Source organism: Rhizobium herbae (genome assembly GCF_019511375.1).
Lineage (GTDB): Bacteria > Pseudomonadota > Alphaproteobacteria > Rhizobiales > Rhizobiaceae > Pararhizobium > Pararhizobium herbae_A.
Genome location: NZ_JAEUAO010000002.1, coordinates 1,177,299 through 1,201,900, shown reverse-complemented (window position 1 = coordinate 1,201,900; position 24,602 = coordinate 1,177,299). Strand labels below are relative to the sequence as shown.

Sequence of the window (24,602 nt, the reverse complement as noted above, 5' to 3'; positions counted from 1 at the left end):
GTGCCTGCGGCAAGCACTCTATCGCGCCATTCATCGCCGGTTCCCTTCAATTTCCCCGGCATCAGCGGCGTTTTTATGCATTTCAGGGCGCAACCGCCTGCTGGCGTGGACGTGCCGATATTTATGGGATCGAATGGCAGCGGGTAACCTTTCGTTAGCAATTGCATCGCCAAATGAGACACGAACACGGGGTAGCGTGGGGTTCCTGATGCCTGGACTGTTGTCTCGCCGGACGATTGCGATGCTTGGCGCATCTGCGTTCGCGTTCCTCGCCGCCGGCGCATCCGCGCAGGAAAACCAAGCCCCGCTACCGCGCTTCAAGCCTCAGATTCTCGCGAAAACCAACCGACCACCTGCTCACGACGTCACCGGCTCGATCGCTTCGGCGAGCGCTGCGGTGCCGATCGACACAAACCTCAAGACGGGGCTCGATGCCCTTTCCAGCAGGGATGCGAAAAGTGCCATAGCGGCCCGCGACGCCATGGCCAAGGGCACGCTCGACCGCCACATCCTTACCTGGGCGATCGCCGTTTCCGGCCAGAAAGGTGTTCCCTCCTATGAAATCGCGCAGGCTCAGCGCGAGTTGAAGGGCTGGCCGGGACTGGGCGCGCTGCGGGCCAATTCCGAACGCGCCCTTTACCGCGAGAATCCGCCGGCCTCCGACGTGCTCTCGGCCTTTGGCACGACGCGACCGGAAACCGCCGAAGGCACCATTATCCTTGCCCGTTCACTGCAGGCGAAGGGAGACACGGACGCGGCTGCGAAAATGCTGCGCGTCCTTTGGTCGAAAGACGCTCTCGACAAGGACACCGAAACCAGGATTCTTGCAGAATTTCCGAGCCTGCTCACCACCGCCGATCACAAGCGTCGAATGGAAATGCTGCTCTATCGCGGTCGTCTGGATCAGGCTGGCCGCTTCAGTGATCTCGGCAAGGCCCAGTCGCTCTATCGCGCCTTCGTGGCCGTTGCGAAAAAAGCCAAGAATGCCGCAGCGCTCATCGCCGCCGTCGATCCTTCATGGGCAAAGGAACCGGCCTACCTGTTCATTCGCGTCGAATATCTGCGCAGCCAGGAAAAATACGAGGAAGCGGCGAAGCTGCTCGCCGACCTTCCTAAAGACAAGACTGCCCTCGTCAATCCCGCAGAGTGGTGGGTCGAGCAGCGGATCATCAGCCGGGGACTGCTCGACCAGGGCAAGTTCAAGGCCGCCTACCGGATCGCGGCGAACCACGTTGCAGCCGATCCGGCGGACATCGTCGACGCAGAATTTCATGCCGGCTGGTATGCGCTGCGCGGGCTGGAGGATGCCCCAACCGCCGCCCGGCATTTCCAGCGCATCCTGCAGACGTCCAACAGGCCGATCTCGGTTTCGCGTGCCTGGTACTGGCTCGGCCGCGCCGCGGAAGCCGGCGCACCCGGCAATGCCGATGACTTTTATGCCAAGGCAGCCACCCTGCCCGGCACCTTTTATGGCCAGCTTGCGGCTGCCCGTCTCGGCCGGAAGTCACTGAATGTCACCTATCCGTCGCCGAGCGCCGAGGATCGTTTGCGATTCGAGAGCCGCGAGGCGGTTCGCGCCATCGCGCGCCTTGAAGCCGCCGGCCACGGCTGGCGCGCCGACAGTCTTTATCGGGCGCTTGCGGAAGAGCTGACGAGCCCGGGAGAACTGGCAATCCTTGCCGCGCGGGCGGAAAAGTCCGGGGGGCATCAGCTGTCGCTGCAGATCGGCAAACTCGCCTTCGGCCGCGGCATCGATGTCGCAGCCCTCGCCTTCCCGATCGGCGTCATTCCGGCAACCGCGAACATCAGCGGCTCCGGAAAGGCGCTTGCCTATGCAATCGCACGGCAGGAAAGCGCCTTCAATCCCGCAGCCATTTCCCCCGCCAACGCGCGCGGACTGCTGCAGATTCTTCCCGGCACGGCGAAAGGCGTCGCCGGGCGCCATGGACTTGCCTATTCCAAGGAGCGGTTGACGACCGATGCAGCGTACAATGCGACGCTCGGCTCACACTATCTCGGCGAACAGATTGATGATTTCGGCGGCTCGTATATTCTCACCTTCATAGCCTACAACGCCGGCCCCCGCCGCGTTCCCGAGTGGATCAACCGCTATGGCGACCCGCGCGGCAAGTCGATCGACGATGTCGTCGATTGGATTGAACGAATTCCCTTCGCCGAAACCCGCAACTATGTGCAGCGGGTGATGGAAAACTACCAGGTCTACAAGTCTCGACTGGGGCAGACGGCCGATATCGTCAGTGATCTGCGCATTGGGCGTTAATGGACATTTTCCATAAGCCCATGAAGTTGATCTGCGGCCTGATCAGCTGAAAACCAGACGCAGTCCCTCTTTCCGCCGCGTCGCTATCCGTTATGGTTCACCCATCTGAAATGAAGGGAGACCCCGTGACACATTCGACCAAGGCCGGTTTTACGGAACGTTTTTTCTCGGCAAGCGACGGCTTGCAGCTCTATGCCCGTGACTACGGGCACGACAACCCGCAGGCGAAGGCGGCTCTACCGATCGTTTGCCTGGCCGGCCTCAGCCGCAACAGCCGCGACTTCCACCTGCTGGCGGAGCAACTCTCTGCCCATCCGCAAAAGCCGCACCGCGTCGTTGCGCTCGACTATCGCGGTCGGGGCTTTTCCGCCTGGGACCCGGAAAAGAGCCACTATCAGCTTGCGGTCGAGGCCGAGGACGTGCTCACGGCGTGCGCGGTGCTCGATGTTGAGCAGGCAATATTCATCGGAACGTCCCGCGGCGGCCTGATCCTCCACCTGCTTGCCGCGATGCGCCCAACCTTGCTGCGGGGCGTCATTCTCAACGACATCGGCCCGGTCATCGAAACTGCCGGCCTGCTCCTGATCCGCCAGTATCTGGAGGCGCAGCCGGTTTTGCATTCCTGGCAAGAGGCGGGCGAAAGTCTGAAGCGTGTGCACGGCGCTTCGTTCCCGGCCCTTGATGAGGCGGACTGGAATGACATGGCAAAGGCGATCTTCAGGGAAAAGCACGGCATGATCGTCGCGGATTTCGATCCTGCCCTGATCGAGCCGCTGAGAGGCATCAGCGAGAACAGCCCGATGGCGGACCTCTGGCCGCTCTACGAAGCACTGAAACCGGTGCCCTTGATGACGATCCGGGGAGAAAACTCGTCAATCCTGTCGCCGGCGACATTCGCCGAAATGGCTAAACGGCATCCGTGCATGCGATCGGTTACCTCTGTCGGCCAGGGTCACGCTCCGCTCCTCCACCGCCCGGATCTGCTCATCGAAATCCGGGACTTCATCAACGGGATTTTATAGGAGCATCGCCGCCGCCACGACTTGAGGCCGAGAGGCGTCAGAACGGAAAAAGCCCGGCCGAAAGGCCGGGCTTTCCATCACTGACCGAGGTCAGATCAGATTAGAAGTCGCGCTGCAGACGGAGGAAACCGGTCCAACGGTTGTCTTCCGAACCAGTCAGGACGTTGTCTTCCTCGTCAGCTTCGGTGTAGTTGACGGTCGCAAGCGTACGCAGACCTTCCGTGATCTGGTAACCAGCGGTTACACCAACGCGCCATGCATCAACACCGCCGTCGAAGTCGCCCGAGTTATTACCAATGGCGTCAAGCGTCTGGACGTCGCCGAAGTACTGAGCAGCCGGGGTGATGAAGAACTTGTCGGTTGCCTGGATCTTGTATTCGGCAGCAACAGTCCACTCAGCCGTGTCGTAGAAGTAGTTCGGATCCGTCGAGTAGACACCTGCGATGCCGAACGTGCCCGGGCCGAGTTCAGCGGTCAACAGGGCGCGGAAGGCAGCTTCTTCAACGTTGAAGTCGTAGGAGCCGATGATCTGAGCCGTGACACCACCGAGCGTGAAGCCGAGAAGACCGCTTACGCCGACGTCATCGTTGGTGGCCTGTCCATCGTCGGAATAACCGAGCGTCGAACCACGAAGTTCGTCAACAGCAACACCAACCTGGAACGTGCCACCGTCGTAGGTGTAACGGATAGCGTTGGTCAGGGTGTTAGCAGAACCGATCGAGTCGGTTTCGCCCGAAAGACCATCGTCCCACCAGTTGTAGAAGTAACCAACGTCGAAGCCAGCGATGTTGATCCAAGCGCCGTCGAGGTGGGTGTCACCGTTGTCGTTGGTTTCCAGGTTGATGTAACCGGACAGAGCGCCGTATTCGGTGTCGCTCTTAGCTGCGAAGGTCAGGTAGCCGCGGGTCAGCGGGTTCCAGTCAGCGGTGCCGTTGTAGTCTTCGTCATAAGCGATCTGCGTACGGACGTAGCCGCCGATCTTGAGGCAGGTTTCGGTGCCCGGGATGTAGAAGTAGCCGGTGCCGAAAGCGTCGCAAACGCGAACGTATTCCAGGGGCTCCGGCTCAGCAGCTACGATAGCGTCAGCTGCCTGGGCGCCGGATACTACTGCGAGAGCCGCAGCGGAGCCGAGAAGAAGGCTCTTGATGTTCATTTCTGACCTCCAGTCAAAAGTTTCAAACGGGTCTGGGTATTTTGCTGAAGGACAGCGTTCCCTGCCCCATCCCCAACATTTAAGAAGTCGGACGATCAACCGCCCTTGCTTCCGGAGTTGAAAATACAAGACCGGACCGTCTGCGCAATCACCAACTTGCGAGTTCATGCAGTTTGATACGCCCTTCCCCCTGCGCTGTTGCTGAAACGACACAAAATCGCCTCAAGCACCCGGAAGTTGTTAACAAGGGGTTAAGAAAATCCTTTGTTCACCGCAGCTTAGCAGGCCGGCTCGACGCTCGCTGCGTGTCATAACGAGGCAGAAATGGGGCAAAACCGGCGCAAGAAGGAAGATTCGCAACTCATCTTAAGCCGGGAGACGGCGCCTTGCGAACACGATCAAAGGGCATGGGAGGGTGGAATCAGATGCACATGCGAACATGAAGCGAAGAGATTCGCAGAATCACCTGACCAGGCGGAGGAGGGCGCTGAGTTGACCTACTCGATTGGTGGAAGACGCGGCACGACCGCGCAAGAACTGATCGCTTCAGGCGTGGGTGAGCTGAGGTTAACAAACTTAATAGTCAGCGGTGGTTTTTAGGGAGAGTATGTGACCCGGCCCGATCGCTTGAGCCTGATCGGCGCAGGAGGAAAATCTGGTGGCCTCATCCCCATCCCGGGAGAGGCCATCTTTTTTAGCAAGTATCTATGGAGAGTAGTGTGGCCCCATTCCCGCCTTACAACGCCTTTGAGATTCGGCTGATGCGGGACGCCTTGGCCACTTGGTGTGGCAGGCACTATGTCCGCAGCGAGAGTGAAGTCGGACAAGATGTTGCGATGCATATCCTGCGCCTGATGGCGTCGAGAAGATGCACGAAGAGGCAGATTTTGGAGCATCTCGAAACTCTCGAACTGCTCAACTGATGCGTTCCCCGCAATTCCGCTGGCGGTGCCTTTTCGTTTGGCGCACTGGCTGCAGCGCGTTCCCCTGCGTTGCTTCACCAATGCCTGGAACAGGCGGTCGCCAATGTCCATGAATGCGACGGCCCTCCTCGGTGGACCAACCGGCCCGCACCGCGCCCTCCAGCAACTGTAGCATGCTGCCCTCTAAGGCTTCCTGGCAAGCCTCATGAGAGTATGCGAGGCGCGAAGGCATCACAACGAATGAGTGGCGGCATGAATTCTGCCGTCTCGCCTGGTCACGGCCAGATTTCGTCTTTCAGGGACTATGATTCGATCGACCGGAACCAAAGCGTATTTTTGACGTTGGTCATGTATGGGTCCGCTGGGGATTTCATGACGTAAACTTTAGGGCCCGCTGTCTGCAGACAGCGGGCCCATGCCACCACCCGCCCTCTTTGGTGGCGGCATCAAGTTCGGCATCACTGATCCAAGACACCGTCCTCTTATGCCTTAGGAGACCAGTTGCTCACCACGAGCGGCGATCCGCCCGTAGATGTCGTGGACCGGCTCACGCAACTGAAAAGCGCGGCGGACCCCACGGGGCAGAAGCGCCTTCAGGTGCTCGCGACCCGAATCCATCCCCACAATGGGTGCGTACGGCGCCATCGCACGGTGTTGATCGCCGGGATAAAGGCGCGCGTATTCACCGAAGTTCGCGAAGCCTTCGATGTTGTTGGCCGTGAGAAGGAACGTCTCGGCCGGGACGCCCTCGGCCAAGATCACATCATGGCTGTCGAGCACGATCTGGTAATACTCGATCGTCTCGCGGTGCGGAGCGGGTGCAATCGAAGTCCCGTTGACCAGGTCCCTCACCCTTATCAGTACGCCATCCATCAACAGCGCGTGGCCGGGAGAGAGATAGAGATCCCGACGAGGCGTGCTGTGGCCAAGGGCGTGCCGGCAGATGCGGATCGGCACGACGGTATCGTTCCAGGATGAACCGTTCCGCTGGTAGGCGTGGCGACCGATAAATTTGACCGCCCGGGCTTTGCCTCCCACCGTTGCGACGCGTTCGCCGATGTGAAGATCCTCGATGAAGACCTCGCCTGTCGGGGTCATGATGGAGGTGCCTCGCAGAAAGCACATCGGGCTGCCGCCGGACTGGCCGTGCCCTCCCGACTGGCCATGCCCCCCGGAGGGCCCATGGCCCTGGCCAGGGGAACCGCCGCCGGTTTTCCACCACGCCTTTCCCTTGGCGTGTGCAGTCGAAGGCGACAAAGCCGCTGCTACGAGAGCGATCTTTGCTGTCGCCGCAGTCGCCAATCCGAGGAAGTGGCGCCGCGCGCGATTAGGCTGCACATTCGGTTCTTTGCCTGACATGACCAGCCCTTTCGGAGTTGCCCGGTTTAAGGATGCACGTGCGAATTTTGCGCTCGATCGTCTTGTCTGGATATCTCCCTATTCGTCCATTCGGACAACCAAAAGGAGTATTTGAAACGGGACCTTGGTCCCATAAATCAGGCAGACTTTCGTCTGATAGATTGGAGAAAAGGTCCGATCCTGTTGCAAGCTGGAACCAAATCTCTTCTTCGCGGTTCACGAACTGCCGCGCCAATACCGGGGCGGCATGCAAAGCCCCTTCTTCTGGCCCGCTGTGGAAAAGCAGCGGGCCATTTTCGCAGCAGCACAAGGCTTCTTCGTCCTGTGAACGCTTCCGCTCCTGGCTGCGACGGGGTTAGGCGCATCCGTGGCTACCACAATTGTATCGTTGTTTTTCCGCGTGGTTCTACTCGTCGATCCGATAAATCGTCGCGACGTCGTGGATTTCGTGCAGGCCTTTGAAGGACGGATGGCGCAGCTTACCGTCCGGCGTCCAGGCCGGATACTCAACCTCGGCCGCGAGCAGCGGCGCGGTGAAGACTGCAGCCTTCCGCCTGATTTTCACTGTCGGTGCCGTTGTTACAATCTCCTTGAGCAACTCGCGCAGCTTCACCGACGTGCCGTGCGTAAAGCCGGTGCCGACGCCGCCGACAAAGACGAGGCCGTCACCCTAGCGCGCCGCCAGTAGGAGCCGGCCTATCGTACCCGGCCCGCTGCAGGAGCCCGGAGTCGGACCGTCCCCGCTCGTCGAGCACCACGGCTTCGCCGTCAAGGATCGCTGCCTTCAACGGCAGGCGTCGCGCCTGCTCGACGATCGATGAAAGCGATCGGCCCAATCATGGCCCCAGCGTGTCAACATCCGCACGCCAGTCGGCTCGATGTGGAGAGTCGCGCGATAACCGTCGCATTTGACGTCGAAGGCCCACTGTCGGCCGATCGGCGGCTTCGAGGCTAGAAGCGCCAAGCATGGTTCAATGCGAATCGGCATCGGGTCTGAGGGCGTCGACGACTTCGAAACGCTTCGTGCCACGGCAATACTCAGGCATCCCCGGTGCGCAGTAGCTGGGTGATGCGCTCCTCGGTCATACCCCTGCGGAATGCATCCAGGATTAAAAGAGCCAGTTCCTCGCCTTGTGGGCTGTCAAGCTTGATCGAGCGACGAGCGCATTCAGCATTGAGAACGCGTCTCATCATGGCGATCGCGCCTTCATCAATGATTTCGTCGGGAAGCATTGTGGCTCTCCCTAAAAGGCGAAAGCACAATCATCTTCCAAGCGCCGGATGCCTATTGATCGGCCGGCGACGAGACATTGTACGCCTTGATAGGGGAAAGTGATAATGAATTAGAAGGCCGCCGTAGCGGGCTTTAAGAACCCGTTGAGAGTTTGCCCCTAGCAACTGAAAACGTTGAAGGAGGTTTTTGACAGGGTCCTGCAAAAACGGGTTTTTGCAATTCTCGCTGTCAAAATTGCAAAACCGCGCGTCACGCTACAGGGACAAATGGATGACTGGCGGAGAAGAAGGGATTCGAACCCTCGATACCCTTTCGGGTATACTCCCTTAGCAGGGGAGCGCCTTCGACCACTCGGCCACCTCTCCGTTAGCGCCTGACTAGAGTCAGGAGCCCTTCATTGCAAGGGATTTTTGCGTTTGACCGCTACAAAGTTGAATTTTCGGCACTGAACGACGGCACAGATGCAGTCTCCGGCAAGAGCCGGCCAAGCCCGTCTGCGGCCAGTCTCGTCGCCTTGCCGTGCCCTTGTTCGGCAAAGGTCCAATTGCCTGCGCCCCCTTTGCCGATTGCCCGCCGCCGACGTTTTGCGGTAGTGCTTGCCTTTGGAGTCCGCCCTCGCCCGAGGCTCGGGCCGTGAAGAACACCTTGGGAGCATAATGTGAACAGCGACAGCAAACCGGAGACGCACGTGACGATCGAAAAACGCCGCAATGGGCGATGGGCTTTCGTCCTCAGGCGCGGCGCCGTGGTCTATCCCGCCACCGGCCAGTTCACCAGCCAGTTGCAGGCGCATGCCGCCGGCCAGGCGGCGCTCAAAGCCCTGGAAAACAAGCGCTAACCCACGGCACCTCGCCGTCGGATCGCACCAAGGCCGGGGCTGATTGCTCATCCCCGGCTTTGGTTTTCGATCTATCTGATATCGCTCAGCTCTTTTTCGCCAACCGATCCATCGCATTCTGGGTGGCTGCGCCAAAGTCGCCGTCGAGCGGGCCGCTGTAATAGCCGCGCTCCCGGAGCAGCGCCTGGATCTCCTTGCGGAACGCCGGCGTGAAGTTGTTCGGAGAAGTCTTCATCTCCTGCAGCTTTGCCGGATCGCCGCCTTCGACGCTGGCCGCTGCCCAGCGGGCCGCTTCCTTGGGGTCGGCCTTCGTGCCGAGGCCGAAATCATAGAGACGGCTGAGATTGCCCATGGCATAGGCGCTGCCGGCATTTGCAGCCATTTCATACCAGTTACGGGCCTGCACATAGTCCTGCGGCACGCCGTTGCCGACGTCGTAGAACCAGCCGAGCAGCGCCATCGAATAGGAATCGCCGACATTGGCGGCCTTCTCGTACCACTTCTTGGCTTCGGTATAGTCTTGCGTCGTGCCCAGCCCGTTCTGGTAGGCCCAGCCGAGCGAGGACATGGCATTCGCATCGCCGGCGTCGGCCGCTTTCTGATACCAGAAGAGCGATTGATTGAAGTCCTTCGCGACGCCGTTTCCTTCGCGGTAGAACCAGCCGATCGTCGCCATGGCATTGGCATAGCCCTGGTTGGCCGATGCCTGATACCACTTCAGCGCCTCGGCATAATCTTGGCGAACGCCGCCGTAACCTTCGCGATAGAGCCAGCCGAGCGATGCCTGGGCATAGGAATTGCCGGCATTGGCGGCCTGCTCGAACATCTGCTTGCCCCTTTCGATATCGACAGGGCCATCCGTGCCGTAGATCGAGAACCAGGCGAGGTTCGTCAGCCCGTACATATTGCCGCCGTCGGCGGCCTTCTGGTAGTTGCGCCGCGCTTCGACATAATTGCGACCGGCGTCATGGGCGCGGCCGAGCATATTGACGAGCATCATGTCATCAGGATTTTCGTTGACCGCCTGGGCGCAGGCGGTGAGCGCGCGGGCCGAATCGATCTTCAGGAAATTGACGCCGAGGAAGCCCGGCATGGATTGCGGCTCGCCCGCCAGCAGATAGCAGTCGCGCGATGCCTGCGTATCCTTGCCGGTCTGGGAGATATTGAGCCCCTTCTTCGGCTCGAGCGCGGCGATCTGCGTTTCAGCCTCGGCCTTGTGCCTGCTTTCGGGATAGCGCTCGATGAAGCGGGTGAGCGCCGCAGCGTCCGTCGATTGCTTCAGCGCTTCCCAGGCGATCTCGTCCGGCGTCGCGGTCGAGGTCTGCTCCGCTTCGGTCAAAAGCTTCAGCTTCTTTTCAGCCAGCATCTTGTAGACCGGGTCCGATCCATGCTTGGCGAGGAAGACCTCGATCAGGTCCTTGTCGGCGAGATCGCGGATGTTCTGCCAGTCGGCGGCAGCCGCCGATTGCCCGTTCGGCGAGACTTCCTCCCGCGTGTTGCCATTGTTGGTGACGTTGACGTTGACCTCCCTGATGTTGAGGAAGATCTGGGCGCCGCCGAGCGAGCCATAGACAAAGGGTTCCTGACCGCGATTGGTGACGGATACCACCTCGTCGCGGACCTTGCCGAGCGCTATGCGCACATCGACGCCGGGCTCCGTCAGGTATTTGGACAGTGCCGTTGCAAAGGGACTGTTCTTGCCCTCGCCGTCCATGGCGACAGTGCCGGCCTTCGAGGCGAAGGCAACGAGCAGATCGGCCGACTCAGGCTCGACGCGGGCGAGACCGCGACTGACGGCGCGGGTCGAGATCGACCGCGTCATCGACTGCTCGAACGGGTTGTTGCGGCAGGCGTCGAGAATGACCAGCTTCAGCCGCGTCGCGCCCTCCAGCGAGCGCTGGACACGATCGAGCGGAACGGCCTCGTCTTCCACATCCTTGTCGCTCTTCAAGGCAACATCGACCGGCAGAAGAAAATTCTGGCCGTTCATCTCCATGCCATGACCGGAGTAGTAGATGATTGCGACTTCGGCACCGGTGGCCGCATCTTCGAAATCGCGCAGGGCCCGAACCATGGAGGCGCGGTCGACGTCGTGAACCGTCTTGACCTCGTCGAAGCCGGCCTCCTCGAAGGAGGCCTTCATCAATTCGACATCGTTGGCGGGATTGTTCAGCTGCGATGTCGCCTCATATTTTTCGTTGCCGATCAGAAGCGCGACCCGCTTTGCAGCCTCGGCGGCGCCGGCGTGAAACACGAAAACAGAAAGTGACAGAACAAGGATCGGCACCCAGCGCCGAAAATAAGCTTCGAACATGTTTTTCCCTCCGCTTGCGCAGCAGGCCCGGACGTTTCGCGCCCCCGCAAACCGCACAAACATATTTCCCAGATTTTCGCGCGGTCGCCGCCGCGCTTTCACGAAACTATTACGTATGGCCCACCCTGTTTCAATGTCCGCTTTTGCGCTTTTTTAAGCAAGCCAGAAGACAAGACCGTGAAAGCCGCAAGGTCAGGACAAGGCTGGTCGCAGAAACTGCTACCATAACAATATGGAGCGGCTCAAACGCGAAGCGCGCCCCCAGCATAAATTGCAGAAACCATGAGAAGCGGCAAACGCCGTCATCTTTTCCGGAGTTTCCGATGTCGATGGTGATGCATCTCGCCGAGGCAAAGCCGGGCCAAAAGAGCACAAGCCACAAGCACTATTATATCGAGCGCCCATGCCGCATCCTCGTCATCGGGCAGCACCTGAAGACCAAGACCAAATACCAGTGCCTGCTGCGCCATATATCCATCGGCGGCGCCATGCTGGATTTCAACGCCAACATTCTCTTGCCGAAGCATTTCTTCCTGGAGATCGACGGATTCCGGGAAGAAATCGGCTGTTCGCAGGTTCACCGCTACAATTTCGAACTCGGCGTGCGCTTCAACATGCAACTGGCGCCCGAATTCATCAGCCGGCTGATCCGAATGAACTTTACCAGTGGCCTGCTCTGACCCGGAGCCCGCCCCTGCGGCCATCATCGTGTGCCCAATCAGCGCTGAGAATCAGCCAAGCCGAAGCGACATTGTCCGGCAAATTAAGCCCTCATTAAATTTTTAGCGAATGCTTTCAAAGGATTGCAATATCCGTAAAGGATTCTGCGTGCACCGCCGTTGCAGTCAGGAGGAGGCAAGGGTGGAGAAATGCGACGGCGGGCAGCTCTGATCTATGATCCGCAGCCCATCGCTACCGAGGAGTGGTGATGCAGAATTCGACGATGTACTCCGTGGTTGGCTCCAAGCTTTACGAGGAGCGCTTCGAGCGATTCTCCATCGGGCAGGCCGGCACGCTGATGGCCGTGAGGCCGGCGCTGGGCGGCGTGTCGACCCGCACCTGCAAGATGCTGGAAATTTCACGCGGCGGCGCCGCCCTCATGGTCAACACCACGATCGGCTTGCCCCAGCACTATTATCTTACCATCGTCGGCACCAAGAGACGCATCGGCTGCGCCGAAATCTTCCGCAGCGACCATCGCATCCAGGTGCATTTCATCAAGCCGATCGACGAGGAATTCCTGCATGAAATCGTCCGCTACGAGTTCTTCACCGGGAACAATCTGAAAAAACACTGACAGCTCACCGACGAAGAGGGACGCGGGGCGGCATTTCGAACATGGATTCGGTTTCCAGAGCGATCAAACGTCGCTAGTGTCCCCTGCGGTTTCATCCATCGTCAGGCTCGATCACAGCATGTCCGCATTTTCCCGCTTTACGCCACTCGTTTCCTCTCTGCCCTCCACCATTCCCTTTGTCGGACCCGAAGCGATCGAGCGACAGCGCGGCCGTTCGGTCAAGGCGCGGATCGGCGCCAACGAAAACGGTTTCGGTCCGGCTCCTTCGGTTCTCAAAGCCATGAGCGAGGCGGCAACCGGCGTCTGGAAATACAACGACCCGGAAAATTTCGATCTTAAACAGGCGCTCGCCCGCCATCTCGGCACTGCGCCGGAGAACTTGGCTATCGGCGAAGGCATCGACGGACTTCTCGGGCAGATCGTCCGGATGGTGATCGAGCCTGGCCTGCCGGTCGTCACCTCGCTCGGCGGCTACCCCACCTTCAACTTCCACGTCGCCGGTCACGGCGGTCGGCTGGTGACGGTGCCCTATGTCGATGACCGCGAGGATCTCGACGGTCTGCTGGCGGCGGTCAGACAAGAAGACGCGCCGCTCGTCTACTTCGCCAATCCGGACAATCCGATGGGCAGCTGGTGGGATGCCGACAGCGTCGTCGCCTTTGCCAAGGCGCTGCCCGAGACATGCCTGCTGGTGCTCGACGAAGCCTATGGAGAGACCGCACCGGCGGGCACCATTCCCTCGATCGCATCGCTGATCGACATGCCGAACGTAGTCCGCACCCGTACCTTCTCCAAGGCCTATGGCCTGGCGGGTGCGCGCGTCGGCTATGTCATCAGCACTCCGGGAACGGCGCAGGCCTTCGACAAGATCCGCAACCATTTCGGCATGAACAGGATCGGCACCGCAGCAGCGCTCGCGGCGCTGGCGGATCGTGATTATCTGACGGAAGTGCTGGAGAACATCGCTGCGTCGCGCGACAGGATTGCCGGCATCGCCCTCAAGAACGGGCTGCAGCCCCTGCCCTCGGCGACGAATTTCGTGGCCATCGATTGCGGGCGGGATGCGGTGTTTGCGCGCGCGATCGTCGATCGGCTGATGGAGGATCACGGCGTCTTCATCCGCATGCCGGGCGTGGCGCCGCTCAACCGCTGCATCCGCATCAGCACCGGGCCGGAGGCGGATATGGCGCTTCTGGAGGAAGCGCTGCCGAAGGTGATCGAGGCAATAGGCAATAGGCAATAGGCAAGTCGCTACCGCCTACTGCCTGCCTCATCTCAATGCATGGTCATCCAGTCGCGGGCGGCGCGCAGGGCCGCGGCAAGATCGGTCTTGCTCATGGTCATCGCCAGATCCGCGCGCAGCGCCGCTGCGCGGTCGGAGCCCTTGATAGCCGCGATGTTGAGCCACTTGTGTGCGGCGACGAGATCGATGTCGCAACCACGCCCGGTTGCATACATCAAGCCCATTTCGCAAAGGACGTCAGCGCGGTTTTCGCCGCCCATCGCGGCATCCGAAGCATTCTGAATGTCAAAGCGTGCCATTTTCTATGTCCCTGTTTGCCTTGTTGGTTGCTCAGCGCAGTCCCTGTTTTTTGCCTTTTCAGGCGCCTTGGGGCCGAGCCGTCTTCTGCAGCTTTCGGTTCCCAAGGGTTTTCGGCGGGGTGTTCTCCCCTGCTCGTCTTATGGGTTTGAGTATGCCGCAGTCGTTTCAATACACGCTTAAAATGCATGATTAATTTGAGGCAAACAAAGTTCAAACGATTGGTAAAATTGGGTTGTCGTTAAACATCGGACCCCTTTGAAACGTTGGCTTTTGTCTCAATCTTTACGGAAAATTCAAATTCCGATTTCAACCAATCGCTAACCACGCAAATCGGTCGGCTGCCGCAAACCAAAAAACGCCCGGGCGCGGGAGAGGCGAGGTTCTGCGGAACTTCAGGCGGGAAACAGGTTCTTCCCTTATTTACGTTTACGTTCGCGTAAGCTATTTTTCCCGGCGTTGAGCGGTAAGGAGACCGGCTCAGGCAACATTTCGCCCAGGCCATGCGGGAAACGGATGGTCATCCGGCGAGCTTTATGGGAGGAACTACATGATCCGCATATTCATTCTGGCTGCAGCCATGACGCTGGGCGCGACCACCGCGGGCTTTGCCGCCGAACCGATCGTCGGCAACTGGAAGACGGCGAGCGGCGAGACGGCCGCCATCGCGTCCTGCGGCGGTGCTTACTGCATCACGTTGACGACAGGAAAGCACGCCGGCAAGCGCATCGGCAGCATGAACGGCAGTGGTGACAGCTATACGGGCGAGATCACCGATCCTGCCAACGACAAGACCTATAGCGGTTCGGCGTCGATCCAGGGCACTTCGCTGAAAATGCAGGGCTGTGTCTTGAAGGTGCTCTGCAAGTCGCAAACCTGGACGCGGATGTAATCAAACAGGACATCCGGCAGGAAGCGGCCGGCCGGATGTCGCTTCATTTTCAGCGGGCCTTCTGACGGAACAGAATTTTCCGGCCTTGCCTGTCCTACGACCGGTGTTTCTGCCGCTCCCGCACTTTCCTGTCGAGACATCGAGCCCCTCTGGACGCCCGAGCCGGGCGCGAACTGCTCGCCCTTCCCGATACGTGTATTTGCCTCGTGGGCCCAATTCATCGCGGACGACGGTATCTTCCAGCCGTTCCGGGGCTGGCCAGCAAAAGAGTGCGATCGGGCAGCCATCCGCCGCACGGCGCGAAGATGAACGGGAGATGAACCGGGGTATCAGCAACAGTTCAGTTTGCCTGTGCGAAAAGGCCATCATCGCGTTGAACCCCGACCGACAAACCCCACAAACGGACAAAGCCATGGACATTCTCGCACGCCGCCTCACCATCATCAGCATGCTCATGGTCGTCTTCGCGATCACGCTTGCGGCCGCCGTCAGCGCCGACACACAGCGCCGCCGCCACAACTTTGCAGGCTCGATCGCCGACTGCACCGTGCATACAGCGCAGTTCTGCGAACAGGCCAAGCTCTAAAGGCCAGAAACGATGTCTTCCCTCGCCCGTACCGCAACCATCGCCCTGCGCATGCTGACGCTTGCAGCCCTGCTGATGGCGCCAGTGGGTGCAATCGCCTACAGCAAGGCCTCCGGGCTTGGCATCGGCAAGCAGGGAGCCGGCCTCGTTCTTTTTGTTACACTTCAGCGCCAGTCCATGACCTGATTCTGGCGGCGCAGATGATTCACTTGCGCGCTTAAATCTTCTGCCTTCCTATATCGCGCCCAGGAAGGACCACCATGCCCATCGCAGCATTCGCCATCTATGCCCTTGCCGCCCTTGCGGAAATCGCCGGCTGCTTCGCCTTCTGGGCGTGGCTGAAGCTCGACAAGCCCATGTGGTGGCTCTTGCCTGGCATGGCAAGCCTTGCGCTCTTCGCCTGGCTACTCTCGTTGATCGATACGACGGCTGCCGGACGCGCCTACGCCGCCTATGGCGGGATCTATATCGCCGCCTCGCTGGCCTGGCTATGGACCGTCGAGGGTGTGCGGCCGGATCGCTGGGACGTGAGCGGCGTGACGCTTGCCATTGCCGGCACCGCCATCATCCTTGCCGGCCCGCGTTGAGCGGCTTTTGCCGAACGGCGCCTGTGCATTCAAATCTTGTCGTTTGCTTGTAAAAGACGCCATCCTATAATGCCGCATGAACAAACGAATCTCTTCCCTCTCCGCCCTTTCCGTCGCCACCCCGGATGCCTTCGAGCCGCAGACGTTCGATGACCCTGCCGCCGCCGTCGGCGCCTTGTCGGCGCTCTACGAGCGCAACACCAAATTCCTCGTCGATGCCTTTACCGAACTCGGACGCACCGGGACGCCGATCTCGCGCTATCGCGCCTGCTATCCGCAGGTCAGCATCGAGACCAGCAGCTTCAGCCATGTCGATTCGCGCCTGTCCTACGGCTATGTCAGCGCGCCGGGCGTCTATACGACGACGGTCACGCGGCCGGAACTGTTCCGGCACTATCTCAAGGAACAGCTCGGCCTGTTGATCCGCAGCCACGGTATCGGCGTGACCGTCTCCGAATCGGCGACGCCGATACCGCTGCATTTCGCTTTCAAGGAAGGGGCCTATGTCGAAGCCGCGATGGCTGAAAACATCGACGTGCCGCTGCGCGACCTGTTCGACACGCCGGACCTGACGACCACGGACGACGAAATCGCCAACGGCTCCTACGAGCCGGGCCCGGGCGAGCCCTCGCCGCTGGCGCCGTTCACCGCCCAGCGCATCGACTATTCGCTGGCTCGCCTCAGCCACTATACGGCAACCAGCGCGAAACATTTCCAGAATTTCGTGCTGTTCACCAACTACCAGTTCTACGTCGATGAATTCTGCGCCTGGGCGCGCCAGCAGATGGCGGAAGGCGGCAATGGCTACACCTTCTTCGTCGAGCCGGGCAACATCATCACGCCTGCCGGATCAGACAAGCCCGAATCGGACCTGACGCTCGCCCGCCTGCCGCAGATGCCGGCCTACCATCTGAAGAAGAAGGGGCACGGCGGCATCACCCTCGTCAACATCGGCGTCGGACCTTCCAATGCCAAGACGATAACCGACCACATCGCGGTGCTCAGACCCCATGCCTGGCTGATGCTCGGCCATTGCGCGGGCCTTCGCAACAGCCAGACGCTCGGCGACTACGTGCTGGCACACGCCTATGTGCGCGAGGACCACGTGCTCGACGACGACCTGCCCGTCTGGGTGCCGATCCCGGCACTCGCCGAGGTTCAGGTGGCGATGCAGGACGCTGTGGCGGAAATCACTGGCTATGAAGGCTACGATCTGAAGCGGATCATGCGGACGGGAACGGTCGCGACGATCGACAACCGCAACTGGGAACTGCGCGACCAGCGCGGTCCGGTGAAGCGGCTGTCGCAATCGCGCGCCATCGCGCTCGACATGGAATCGGCCACTGTTGCGGCCAACGGATTCCGTTTCCGCGTGCCGTATGGAACGCTGCTCTGCGTCTCCGACAAGCCGCTGCATGGCGAATTGAAGCTGCCGGGCATGGCGACGGCTTTTTACAAGACTCAGGTCAGCCAGCATCTTCAGATCGGTATCCTGGCCTTGCAGAAGCTCGCGGCCATGCCGAAGGAAAAGCTGCATTCGCGCAAACTACGCAGCTTCTTCGAGACGGCGTTCCAGTGACGCCTCAGCGTCGCGGCGACAGCGCAATCGACAGCAGCGTGCCGACAACCGCCGACACGATGATCAACAGATGTGCGTTGACACTGGCGCCCGCGAGCAGATCAAAAGCGGCCCCCTTCGCGGAAGCGCCGAACGAGATCGCCCCCGCGGTGATGCCGGCCGGATAGGTGCCGACACCAGCCGGCGCGTGAACCGGCAGCACCGACGACAACTCGCCGCCCAGAGCGCCACCGAAACAGGCCCCGAGCGGCGCAACGCCCATGGTGAACAGCACCCAGGCAAGCACCGCGACCTTGGTCGACCAGTTGAGAACCGTCATCAGCCATGCCCGCACGAAGACAACAGCATTCGCCGGCAGGCCGGCCTCTATTTCTTCGAGCAACTTGCCGAGCTTTTCCGGCAGCCGGCGCTCGACGAACCCGAGGGTGCTGCCCTTCAGGAAAAACAGAAGCAGCGGCAACACCAGGAACATTCCCCACAGAGGCCAGCCGAGACGCTGATCATCGTGTTCCAGCACAAGGCCGACCCCGGCTGCGGCAAACAGGGCATGCAGGTCGAGCATGCGCATGAGCAGCAGTGCCGAGGTGCTGCGCGCCAGCGGGACGGCGAATTCAGAGCGCATGAGCAAGGGAAAGCTGGTTTCCCCCGCGCGGAAGGGCAGCATGATGTTCAGAAGATTGTGGACCTGCGTCACGCGCAGAAGCTGGAGGAAGCGGCCGCGGGTCTCCTTGGGAAAATAATCGTAGATTCGGTAGCAGCGGATGAAGTAGGTGCCGACCAGCAGTGCCAGCGCCGAAAGCACCTGGACAATGCCGATCTCCGCCCACTGCCGCAAAAGCGTCGGCCAGCCCCAGATCCACTGGACGAAGACGGCATAAACAGCGACGGCCAGCAGAGAGACCAAGGTCATCCGGTTGCGGACAAGCCACGCGCCCCGGCTGGCATCCCCTTCTGCATTCATATATTTGCTACTTTCCTGTCCGGTGCTATGGGATCATCGGTGGTTATCACGAGAACCCGGGCAAGAGAACCTGCTGCGTTATTAGAGGCTTTGGATATTGGACCCCATCTTGCAAGCAAACAGGGCGGAAACCGTCGTGACTGACGCGATCGAATTGTCGGTGGTCGTGCCGATCTATAACGAGGAGGAAAGCGTCGGTCCGCTGGTCGTGCGCATCCGCGAGGCCATGGCCAAATTCGGACGCAGCTGGGAGCTGATTCTCGTCGACGACGGAAGTACCGACGCGACGCTGGCGAATGCGCGCAAGGAACTCGCCGATTCCAGCGTGCGCCTGCGGATCGTCGAATTGCAGCGCAATTTCGGACAGACCGCAGCGATGCAGGCCGGCATCGATACCGCCACCGGGCGGTTGATCGCGACGCTGGACGGCGACTTGCAGAACGATCCGCGCGATATCCCGGCCATGGTCGAAGCGATCGAGGCACGCGAGCTCGACCTCCTGGTCGGTTGGCGCAAGAACCGGCAGGACGGGCTTTTCCTGCGCAAGATCCCCTCGTGGTGCGCCAACTACCTGATCGGCAAGATCACCGGCGTCAAGCTGCACGACTACGGCTGCAGCCTGAAGATCTACCAGGCATCGATCATCAAGCAGGTCAAACTGATGGGCGAAATGCACCGGTTCATCCCAGCCTGGGTTGCCGGCGTCGTGCCGAGCAGCCGGATCGGCGAAATGCCGGTCAGCCATCATGCCCGCCAGCACGGCACATCGAAATACGGGATTTCGCGGACCTTCCGCGTCATCCTCGATCTGCTCTCCGTGCTGTTCTTCATGCGCTACAAGGCGCGGCCGGGACATTTCTTCGGCTCGATCGGCCTTGCGGCGGGCGCGCTCAGCACGATCATCCTGCTCTACCTCTTCGCCGACAAGTTTCTGCTCGGCAACGATATCGGCGCAAGGCCGATGCTGATCGTCGGGGTCATGCTGTTCCTCTCCTCCGTCCAGCTCATCACCACCGGCATTCTCGCGGAAATGATGGCGCGCATCTATTCGGGTGAAAACGACACCCCGCCCTATATCGTGCGCAAGGTCTTCGGCGGGGATGCTCCGAACACCTGAACGCCCTGCCGCCTGAAGGCGGCAGGCTATGGTCCGACGAGTACCTTCAATTCGCCCGGATGGATACGCAGGGCGACGTCGCGGCCGACCGGCAGCAATTCGCCATCGATGACGCAGTTGGTCTTGTACCGCGCAATGGGAAAATGCAGGTCGACGGCGGTTACGCTCATTTCGGTGATCAGCGGGCTTTCACGAAACCTTCCGCGCAGGATGTCAAAGACCAGCTTGGCGACCCCAGCCGGCTTCAGGGGCGGCGCCGTATAGAAGCCGAGATGCCCACTGGTCAGGTCATCGGCAAACATCAAAGCGTTCGGGCCGAAATGATTGTTGGAGATGGAGATGGCCGAGACCTCGCGCCGTTCATGAATACCATCGACATCGAACTCGATCTCGAACTCCGGGGGATTGAAGATCACGCCGACTGCAGCGCGCGCGCTGGCGCGGATTTTGCCGAGCCGCGAGGCAAAGCTGTAGGATTCCCGATAGCGTATCATGCGGGCATGCAAACCCATGGAAAACTGATGCACGAAGGCACGGCCGTCGGCGCTGCCGATATCGGCTTCGGTGATCCTGCCGTCAGCCAGCACCTCCACCACCTTCCAGATGTCGAGCGGCAGTTTCAGCGATCGGGCAAACAGGTTCATCGTACCGGCCGGAACGACGCCCAGTGGCATGCCGTTCTTCCAGGCAACGCCCGCCGCCGCGGAGATCGTGCCATCCCCGCCGCCGGCGATCATGGCATCGAGGTCATCGCGTCTGGCCGCCTTTTCGAGGGTTTCGCCCATCTCGCTACCGGAGACGACGACGATTTCGATGTCGTGGCCCCTTGCGCGAAAAACCTCTTCGGCCTTCCGGCTGTAGGCTTCCATATCCGTTGCCCGGAAGGTTCCTCCGTCTCGATTGAAAATGGCCTTGATCTTCATCCGTTGTCCTTATCGCCATGCCGGCAAACACCATATGGGGGTTCGCGCCGCAAATTTCAGCGCTTGAACAGCAAGCGACCGCGGCTGAAGCGTAATTGAAGGCCGATCGCAGGCATGGAAGCGTGGCGGCTGTTGTCACGACGACCCCGTGTGGTAGAACCCCGCGCGGTCCCTGCGCAAAGGTCATCCAGCATGAATTCGCTTGTCGAAAAACTCGAAACGCGACCCAGCACGTTCATCCTGCTGATCGGCGGCTATTTCCTGCTCAATCTCATCGTTCGCATCTGTCTGCCGAATTCCCTGGAAATGGACGAGGCCGGGCAAATCCTGATGAGCCAGTGGTATGCTCTCGGATATGACACGCAGCCGCCGTTCTTCAACTGGGTGCAGCACGCGGTCATCGACGGCATCGGGCAGTCCCTTTTTGCCCTGAGCCTGGTCAAGAACCTATTCCTGTTCCTGAGTTATGTCTTCTACTACCGCGCCGCCCGGGAGGTGCTCGCGAACAAGTCCCTGGCCGTCGCCGCTGCCCTTGGCCTGCTGACTATTCCGGAAATCGGCTGGTTGGCGCAACGCGATCTCACCCATTCGAACGCCTCGCTTTTCGCAGCCTGTCTGTTTGTCTACGGGCTGTTCCGGACGCTCGAGCGGCCGACGCTCGCCACCTATCTGGTGACCGGCATCGCCATCGGCGTCGGGCTGATATCGAAATATAATTTCTCCATTCTGTGCTTCTGCGCCTTTATCGCCGTGCTTGTCAGCCCAGCCTATCGTTCGCGGCTGTTCGATGCGCGCATCCTCTTCACCGCCGCGGTGGCGCTGGCGATCGTTCTGCCGCATGCGTTCTGGCTGTTCCAGAATTTCGAGATCGCCTCGCATGACACGGTCGGAAAGCTGGCGGCAGATGCCGAGGGCGGCACGCTGGCGCAGATCGCCCGCGGTCTCGGGGAACTTCCGGTGACACTGCTGAGCTTCTGTGCGCTGACCGTCGTGGTATTTGCTTCGACCTTTCACGCCGGCTTCTGGCCGTCGATGCGGGCGGGGAACGCCAAGACGCGGCTGATCGAGACGATGTTTCTGGTCCTGCTCGTCTTCCTGCTTTTCATGGTGCTTTTCATGGGCACCGCGCAGATGAAGGTCCGCTGGGTGTCGCCCGTGCTGTTCCTGCTGCCGATGTACCTGTGCATGAAGATCGACGCCTCGGGCACACCGATTGGCGATTTCCTGCGGCGTTTCATGCCGGTCATTCTCATGCTGATGATCCTCATTCCAGCGTCGCTGTTCCTGCGAATAACGGCCGCGGGCGTGATGAACTCGCATCCGAAACTGACCGTGCCATATCAGGCATTCATCGAGGAAACCGTCAAGAAACCGGCCGTCGCCCCAGCCCTGGTGATCGCGCAGGACGCTTTCATGGCCGGCAATATCCGCATGCAACTGCCGCACACGCCGGTGGATACGGAAACCTACCGGCTCTACAGCCCGCCTTTCTCGTGGTCGAAGGACAGCCCGATTCTTCTGGTCTGGCGTCACGACGGAAACGATGAGGCCCGGGTCCCCGCGCGGCTCGAGGCCCGCCTCAAGCAGCGCATCGGCGTGCTTCCTCCGCTGCAACCGCAGACGATCGCCCTGCCCTTCATCTATGGGAGCGGCCGCGATCTATTCCATTTCGGCTATGCCTGGGTTCGAAAACCCTGATCGGCTGGTGCAAACCGGATTTCGGGCGCACCCGGAACGAGGCTTTGCGCAGTTCCCGCAGGAACCCCGGATCTTCTCTGGCGCGAATAAACAGGAGACAGCGCGGCACACCGGGGAGCCTCCCGAACCGGTGACGCTGCGTTGCCCCGGAGACCGGTCGAAAGCCCGCGACAGCGACCGGTTCCGGGGCGTTTTTCACCTGTCACCGGAGAGAAAAATGCCTTTCACTATTGATTCCATTGTCGGATCCCGCCCGTTCGGCTATCTGGCGCGCGCTATCCTGACCTACATGTTCTGGGCAAGCGGCCTTGCCAAGCTCGTCGATTTCAACGCCGGCGTCGCCGAGATGTCGCATTTCGGGCTCGAACCCGCGACGCTCTTCAACACAGCCGTCATCGTCACCGAGCTCGGCGGATCGGCGCTGATCATCGCCAACCGCTGGACCTGGCTCGGCGCCGGCGCGCTTGCGGTCTTTACCCTTCTTACGATCCCAATCGCCCATACCTTCTGGACCATGCAGGAGCCGATCAAGACGCTCGAATTCTACGTGGTCATGGAGCACATCACGGTGATCGGCGGCCTGATGGTGGTTGCCTGGAAATCGGCACCGCAGCGCGAGCGCGCGGCTGTTTCGCGGTCGGATTTCGCTGAACTCAACGCCTAACGCTGCTGAACTCGGGCCGATTACAATCACCTGCCGGAGATTCTCCGGCAGGTGATGTCGTTATTGCGGCTCCGGCAGCTTTAGCGTTCCGCCGGTCTTGATCGTGCGGATGGCGAAATTGGAGCGGATGTCGGCAACACCCGGCAGCGCAAGCAGGGTTTCCGTCAGCAAGGTTTCATAGGCTGCAAGGTCGGCGACCACCACTTCGGCCAGAAAATCGGCGCTGCCGGAAATCAGGAAACAGGAGACAACCTCCGGGATGGCGAGCAGCGCCTCCTGCTGCAAGCGTGCATTTTCCTGGCTGTGGCGCCCGACCTTGATTTCGACGAAGACGGTGAGCCCAAGGCCAACCTGCTTGCGGTCGATGTCAGCCCGGTAACCGCGCAGCACGCCGGATTTTTCCAGATTGCGGATGCGCCTCAGACAGGGCGATGGAGACAGGTTCACCCGCTCGGCGATTTCCACATTCGTCGCGCGCGCGTCCTCCTGCAGGATGCGCAGGATGGCAATATCGAATTTATCCAGATTTGGCATACTTATCAACCCAACTTGGAATTATTAGCAGATAATTGCTTACAGCATAATTTCAAAAGCATAAATCGCAAGGACATGCCTGCCCCTCCGGCGCTAGATTTTCTTTCAGACGAACAGATTTTCGATCACGAAACAGAAGGTTGGCCCGATGAACACGCTCGCCGTTGCCCGCATGTATTCACCCTCGACCACGACCGGCTACATCGGCGGAAGCGTCACCGTCCTCATTTGGGCGAGCTGGATCCTGGCGACCCGTCACAGCGCCACGACGCCGCTCGGGACGATCGATATCGGCCTCATTCGCTATGGTGTCCCCGCCGGGGTCCTCGCGCCGGTTTGGTGGCGCCTCGGGCTTCTGCCGAAAGGCGTTCCGCTCTCCCTTCTCGCCCTGATGGTCGCGGGCTCCGGCGCCCTGTTCTTCCAGTTAACCACCTTTGCGATCCACGCCACGCCGGCCGCCTCCGCCGGTATCCTGCTTGGGGGATCGATGCCGCTCGCGGCCGCGCTGATCGGCGTTTTCGTATTCCGCGAACGGCCCGATGCCCGCCGCTGGCTCGGCCTTGCCGCCATCGTCGCGGGCGTCGGCATTCTTCTGTCCAGCAGCCTGTCGAGCGCCGGCATTCCCTGGACGAGTTTCATCCTGCTGCCTGGCTCTGCCCTCCTCTGGGCAAGCTATACCCACGCGTTCAAGCGCTCGGGGCTCACCGCCGTCGAAGCAGGTGCCGTCATCGCCATCTGGTCGTTTCTGATCCATCTTGGCCTGGCGCTCATCCATGGAACGTCCCTCGCGGTCACCCCGGCCAATGAAATCGCACTGCAGGTGATGAGCCAAGGCGTCCTGTCGGGACTGACGGCCATGGTCGCCTATGGAATGGCCGTGCGGGCACTGGGCGGGACGCAGGCCGCAGCCTTCACCGCGATCACGCCGGTCCTTGCCACGTTGGGCGGTGGAGTGTTGCTGGGAGAGGAGATCGGCCTGTTCGAGATCAGTGCAGCCGTCATTACCGGCATGGGCGTGGCCCTGTCGACGGGGCTTTTCTCCCCGAAGCGCTGAACGGTTCCGGCTGTCTGCGGTGCCGCGTCTTCCGCCTCTGCATTAG

23 protein-coding genes, 1 tRNA gene and 1 pseudogene are annotated in these 24,602 nt (G+C 60.6%); 15 read left to right on the top strand and 10 right to left on the bottom strand.

Translation table 11 applies throughout. From position 1 onward, the window contains the following. The first annotated feature begins 208 nt into the window (after positions 1-208). Entirely contained in the window at positions 209-2,281 is a 2,073-nt protein-coding gene (locus JNB71_RS13040; protein WP_223215823.1) for a lytic transglycosylase domain-containing protein, read from the top strand. Between the two features lie 125 nt (positions 2,282-2,406). Next, on the top strand, positions 2,407-3,303 hold the full coding sequence (locus tag JNB71_RS13035) for an alpha/beta fold hydrolase (RefSeq protein WP_431028782.1): 897 nt from the start codon (positions 2,407-2,409) through the stop codon (positions 3,301-3,303). 100 nt (positions 3,304-3,403) lie between these two features. Here JNB71_RS13035 and JNB71_RS13030 read toward each other — a convergent pair whose 3' ends face one another. The 5 genes and pseudogenes from JNB71_RS13030 to JNB71_RS13010 all read right to left on the bottom strand — a co-directional run bounded on the left by JNB71_RS13030 (position 3,404) and on the right by JNB71_RS13010 (position 8,337). Continuing rightward, complete coding sequence (locus JNB71_RS13030) at positions 3,404-4,456, bottom strand: porin (RefSeq protein WP_220372171.1); 1,053 nt, start codon at positions 4,454-4,456, stop codon at positions 3,404-3,406. A 1,412-nt stretch (positions 4,457-5,868) separates the two neighbouring features. Then, positions 5,869-6,504 (bottom strand): Hint domain-containing protein, encoded by a 636-nt coding sequence (locus JNB71_RS13025; protein ID WP_220372275.1) that lies wholly within the window; start codon positions 6,502-6,504, stop codon positions 5,869-5,871. Positions 6,505-7,144: 640 nt separating this feature from the next. Further along, positions 7,145-7,726, bottom strand: a pseudogene (locus JNB71_RS24800) (DNA ligase). 50 nt (positions 7,727-7,776) lie between these two features. Continuing rightward, positions 7,777-7,971, bottom strand: coding sequence for a hypothetical protein (locus JNB71_RS13015; RefSeq protein WP_220372170.1), 195 nt, complete (start codon positions 7,969-7,971; stop codon positions 7,777-7,779). A gap of 276 nt (positions 7,972-8,247) precedes the next feature. After that, positions 8,248-8,337, bottom strand: a tRNA-Ser gene (locus JNB71_RS13010). 293 nt (positions 8,338-8,630) lie between these two features. Between JNB71_RS13010 and JNB71_RS13005 the strand changes: the two genes are divergently transcribed. Then, positions 8,631-8,810, top strand: a complete 180-nt coding sequence (locus JNB71_RS13005) for a hypothetical protein (protein WP_220372169.1) — start codon at positions 8,631-8,633, stop codon at positions 8,808-8,810. 85 nt (positions 8,811-8,895) lie between these two features. Here JNB71_RS13005 and JNB71_RS13000 read toward each other — a convergent pair whose 3' ends face one another. Continuing rightward, positions 8,896-11,124, bottom strand: a complete 2,229-nt coding sequence (locus tag JNB71_RS13000; protein WP_220372168.1) for a caspase family protein — start codon at positions 11,122-11,124, stop codon at positions 8,896-8,898. Positions 11,125-11,447: 323 nt separating this feature from the next. On the opposite strand from JNB71_RS13000, the gene JNB71_RS12995 reads away from it, so the two are divergent. From JNB71_RS12995 to JNB71_RS12985, 3 genes are all read left to right on the top strand, one after another. Beyond that, positions 11,448-11,804, top strand: a complete 357-nt coding sequence (locus JNB71_RS12995; protein ID WP_220372167.1) for a hypothetical protein — start codon at positions 11,448-11,450, stop codon at positions 11,802-11,804. A gap of 248 nt (positions 11,805-12,052) precedes the next feature. Beyond that, on the top strand, positions 12,053-12,421 hold the full coding sequence (locus JNB71_RS12990) for a PilZ domain-containing protein (RefSeq protein ID WP_220372166.1): 369 nt from the start codon (positions 12,053-12,055) through the stop codon (positions 12,419-12,421). A 118-nt stretch (positions 12,422-12,539) separates the two neighbouring features. Continuing rightward, positions 12,540-13,664: a pyridoxal phosphate-dependent aminotransferase gene (locus JNB71_RS12985; protein WP_220372165.1), complete on the top strand. Its 1,125-nt coding sequence runs from the start codon at positions 12,540-12,542 to the stop codon at positions 13,662-13,664. Positions 13,665-13,696: 32 nt separating this feature from the next. Here JNB71_RS12985 and JNB71_RS12980 read toward each other — a convergent pair whose 3' ends face one another. Continuing rightward, a complete protein-coding gene (locus tag JNB71_RS12980) occupies positions 13,697-13,963 on the bottom strand; it encodes a sel1 repeat family protein (RefSeq protein ID WP_220372164.1) in 267 nt (88 codons plus the stop codon). 548 nt (positions 13,964-14,511) lie between these two features. On the opposite strand from JNB71_RS12980, the gene JNB71_RS12975 reads away from it, so the two are divergent. The 5 genes from JNB71_RS12975 to JNB71_RS12955 all read left to right on the top strand — a co-directional run bounded on the left by JNB71_RS12975 (position 14,512) and on the right by JNB71_RS12955 (position 17,605). Continuing rightward, on the top strand, positions 14,512-14,853 hold the full coding sequence (locus JNB71_RS12975; protein WP_220372163.1) for a DUF2147 domain-containing protein: 342 nt from the start codon (positions 14,512-14,514) through the stop codon (positions 14,851-14,853). A gap of 412 nt (positions 14,854-15,265) precedes the next feature. Then, entirely contained in the window at positions 15,266-15,439 is a 174-nt protein-coding gene (locus JNB71_RS12970; protein ID WP_220372162.1) for a hypothetical protein, read from the top strand. 12 nt (positions 15,440-15,451) lie between these two features. Next, positions 15,452-15,625, top strand: a complete 174-nt coding sequence (locus tag JNB71_RS12965) for a hypothetical protein (RefSeq protein WP_220372161.1) — start codon at positions 15,452-15,454, stop codon at positions 15,623-15,625. Between the two features lie 80 nt (positions 15,626-15,705). Next, a complete protein-coding gene (locus tag JNB71_RS12960; protein ID WP_220372274.1) occupies positions 15,706-16,026 on the top strand; it encodes a YnfA family protein in 321 nt (106 codons plus the stop codon). 76 nt (positions 16,027-16,102) lie between these two features. After that, entirely contained in the window at positions 16,103-17,605 is a 1,503-nt protein-coding gene (locus JNB71_RS12955; RefSeq protein WP_220372160.1) for an AMP nucleosidase, read from the top strand. Between the two features lie 4 nt (positions 17,606-17,609). Here the strand turns inward: JNB71_RS12955 and JNB71_RS12950 are convergent, their stop codons facing one another. Then, positions 17,610-18,566 (bottom strand): lysylphosphatidylglycerol synthase domain-containing protein, encoded by a 957-nt coding sequence (locus JNB71_RS12950; protein WP_220372159.1) that lies wholly within the window; start codon positions 18,564-18,566, stop codon positions 17,610-17,612. Between the two features lie 109 nt (positions 18,567-18,675). On the opposite strand from JNB71_RS12950, the gene JNB71_RS12945 reads away from it, so the two are divergent. After that, positions 18,676-19,683: a glycosyltransferase family 2 protein gene (locus tag JNB71_RS12945; RefSeq protein ID WP_220372158.1), complete on the top strand. Its 1,008-nt coding sequence runs from the start codon at positions 18,676-18,678 to the stop codon at positions 19,681-19,683. Between the two features lie 26 nt (positions 19,684-19,709). On the opposite strand, the gene JNB71_RS12940 is transcribed toward JNB71_RS12945, so the two are convergent. After that, entirely contained in the window at positions 19,710-20,606 is an 897-nt protein-coding gene (locus JNB71_RS12940) for a diacylglycerol/lipid kinase family protein (RefSeq protein ID WP_220372157.1), read from the bottom strand. 192 nt (positions 20,607-20,798) lie between these two features. On the opposite strand from JNB71_RS12940, the gene JNB71_RS12935 reads away from it, so the two are divergent. Further along, a complete protein-coding gene (locus JNB71_RS12935; RefSeq protein ID WP_220372156.1) occupies positions 20,799-22,304 on the top strand; it encodes a glycosyltransferase family 39 protein in 1,506 nt (501 codons plus the stop codon). A gap of 217 nt (positions 22,305-22,521) precedes the next feature. Next, complete coding sequence (locus JNB71_RS12930; RefSeq protein WP_220372155.1) at positions 22,522-22,968, top strand: DoxX family protein; 447 nt, start codon at positions 22,522-22,524, stop codon at positions 22,966-22,968. 60 nt (positions 22,969-23,028) lie between these two features. Here the strand turns inward: JNB71_RS12930 and JNB71_RS12925 are convergent, their stop codons facing one another. After that, positions 23,029-23,502: an Lrp/AsnC family transcriptional regulator gene (locus JNB71_RS12925; protein ID WP_220372154.1), complete on the bottom strand. Its 474-nt coding sequence runs from the start codon at positions 23,500-23,502 to the stop codon at positions 23,029-23,031. Between the two features lie 148 nt (positions 23,503-23,650). On the opposite strand from JNB71_RS12925, the gene JNB71_RS12920 reads away from it, so the two are divergent. Next, a complete protein-coding gene (locus tag JNB71_RS12920) occupies positions 23,651-24,556 on the top strand; it encodes a DMT family transporter (protein ID WP_220372153.1) in 906 nt (301 codons plus the stop codon). The last annotated feature ends 46 nt before the right edge of the window (positions 24,557-24,602 follow it).

Bases quoted from the DNA above. Each gene is read 5' to 3' on its own strand.
- JNB71_RS13040 (WP_223215823.1), top strand. From the start codon at position 209: ATGCCTGGACTGTTGTCTCGCCGGACGATTGCGATGCTTGGCGCATCT.
- JNB71_RS13030 (WP_220372171.1), bottom strand. From the start codon at position 4,456: ATGAACATCAAGAGCCTTCTTCTCGGCTCCGCTGCGGCTCTCGCAGTA.
- JNB71_RS13025 (WP_220372275.1), bottom strand. From the start codon at position 6,504: ATGTGCTTTCTGCGAGGCACCTCCATCATGACCCCGACAGGCGAGGTC.
- JNB71_RS13015 (WP_220372170.1), bottom strand. From the start codon at position 7,971: ATGCTTCCCGACGAAATCATTGATGAAGGCGCGATCGCCATGATGAGA.
- JNB71_RS13000 (WP_220372168.1), bottom strand. From the start codon at position 11,124: ATGTTCGAAGCTTATTTTCGGCGCTGGGTGCCGATCCTTGTTCTGTCA.
- JNB71_RS12995 (WP_220372167.1), top strand. From the start codon at position 11,448: ATGTCGATGGTGATGCATCTCGCCGAGGCAAAGCCGGGCCAAAAGAGC.
- JNB71_RS12990 (WP_220372166.1), top strand. From the start codon at position 12,053: ATGCAGAATTCGACGATGTACTCCGTGGTTGGCTCCAAGCTTTACGAG.
- JNB71_RS12985 (WP_220372165.1), top strand. From the start codon at position 12,540: ATGTCCGCATTTTCCCGCTTTACGCCACTCGTTTCCTCTCTGCCCTCC.
- JNB71_RS12980 (WP_220372164.1), bottom strand. From the start codon at position 13,963: ATGGCACGCTTTGACATTCAGAATGCTTCGGATGCCGCGATGGGCGGC.
- JNB71_RS12975 (WP_220372163.1), top strand. From the start codon at position 14,512: ATGATCCGCATATTCATTCTGGCTGCAGCCATGACGCTGGGCGCGACC.
- JNB71_RS12970 (WP_220372162.1), top strand. From the start codon at position 15,266: ATGGACATTCTCGCACGCCGCCTCACCATCATCAGCATGCTCATGGTC.
- JNB71_RS12965 (WP_220372161.1), top strand. From the start codon at position 15,452: ATGTCTTCCCTCGCCCGTACCGCAACCATCGCCCTGCGCATGCTGACG.
- JNB71_RS12955 (WP_220372160.1), top strand. From the start codon at position 16,103: ATGAACAAACGAATCTCTTCCCTCTCCGCCCTTTCCGTCGCCACCCCG.
- JNB71_RS12950 (WP_220372159.1), bottom strand. From the start codon at position 18,566: ATGAATGCAGAAGGGGATGCCAGCCGGGGCGCGTGGCTTGTCCGCAAC.
- JNB71_RS12940 (WP_220372157.1), bottom strand. From the start codon at position 20,606: ATGAAGATCAAGGCCATTTTCAATCGAGACGGAGGAACCTTCCGGGCA.
- JNB71_RS12935 (WP_220372156.1), top strand. From the start codon at position 20,799: ATGAATTCGCTTGTCGAAAAACTCGAAACGCGACCCAGCACGTTCATC.
- JNB71_RS12930 (WP_220372155.1), top strand. From the start codon at position 22,522: ATGCCTTTCACTATTGATTCCATTGTCGGATCCCGCCCGTTCGGCTAT.
- JNB71_RS12925 (WP_220372154.1), bottom strand. From the start codon at position 23,502: ATGCCAAATCTGGATAAATTCGATATTGCCATCCTGCGCATCCTGCAG.
- JNB71_RS12920 (WP_220372153.1), top strand. From the start codon at position 23,651: ATGAACACGCTCGCCGTTGCCCGCATGTATTCACCCTCGACCACGACC.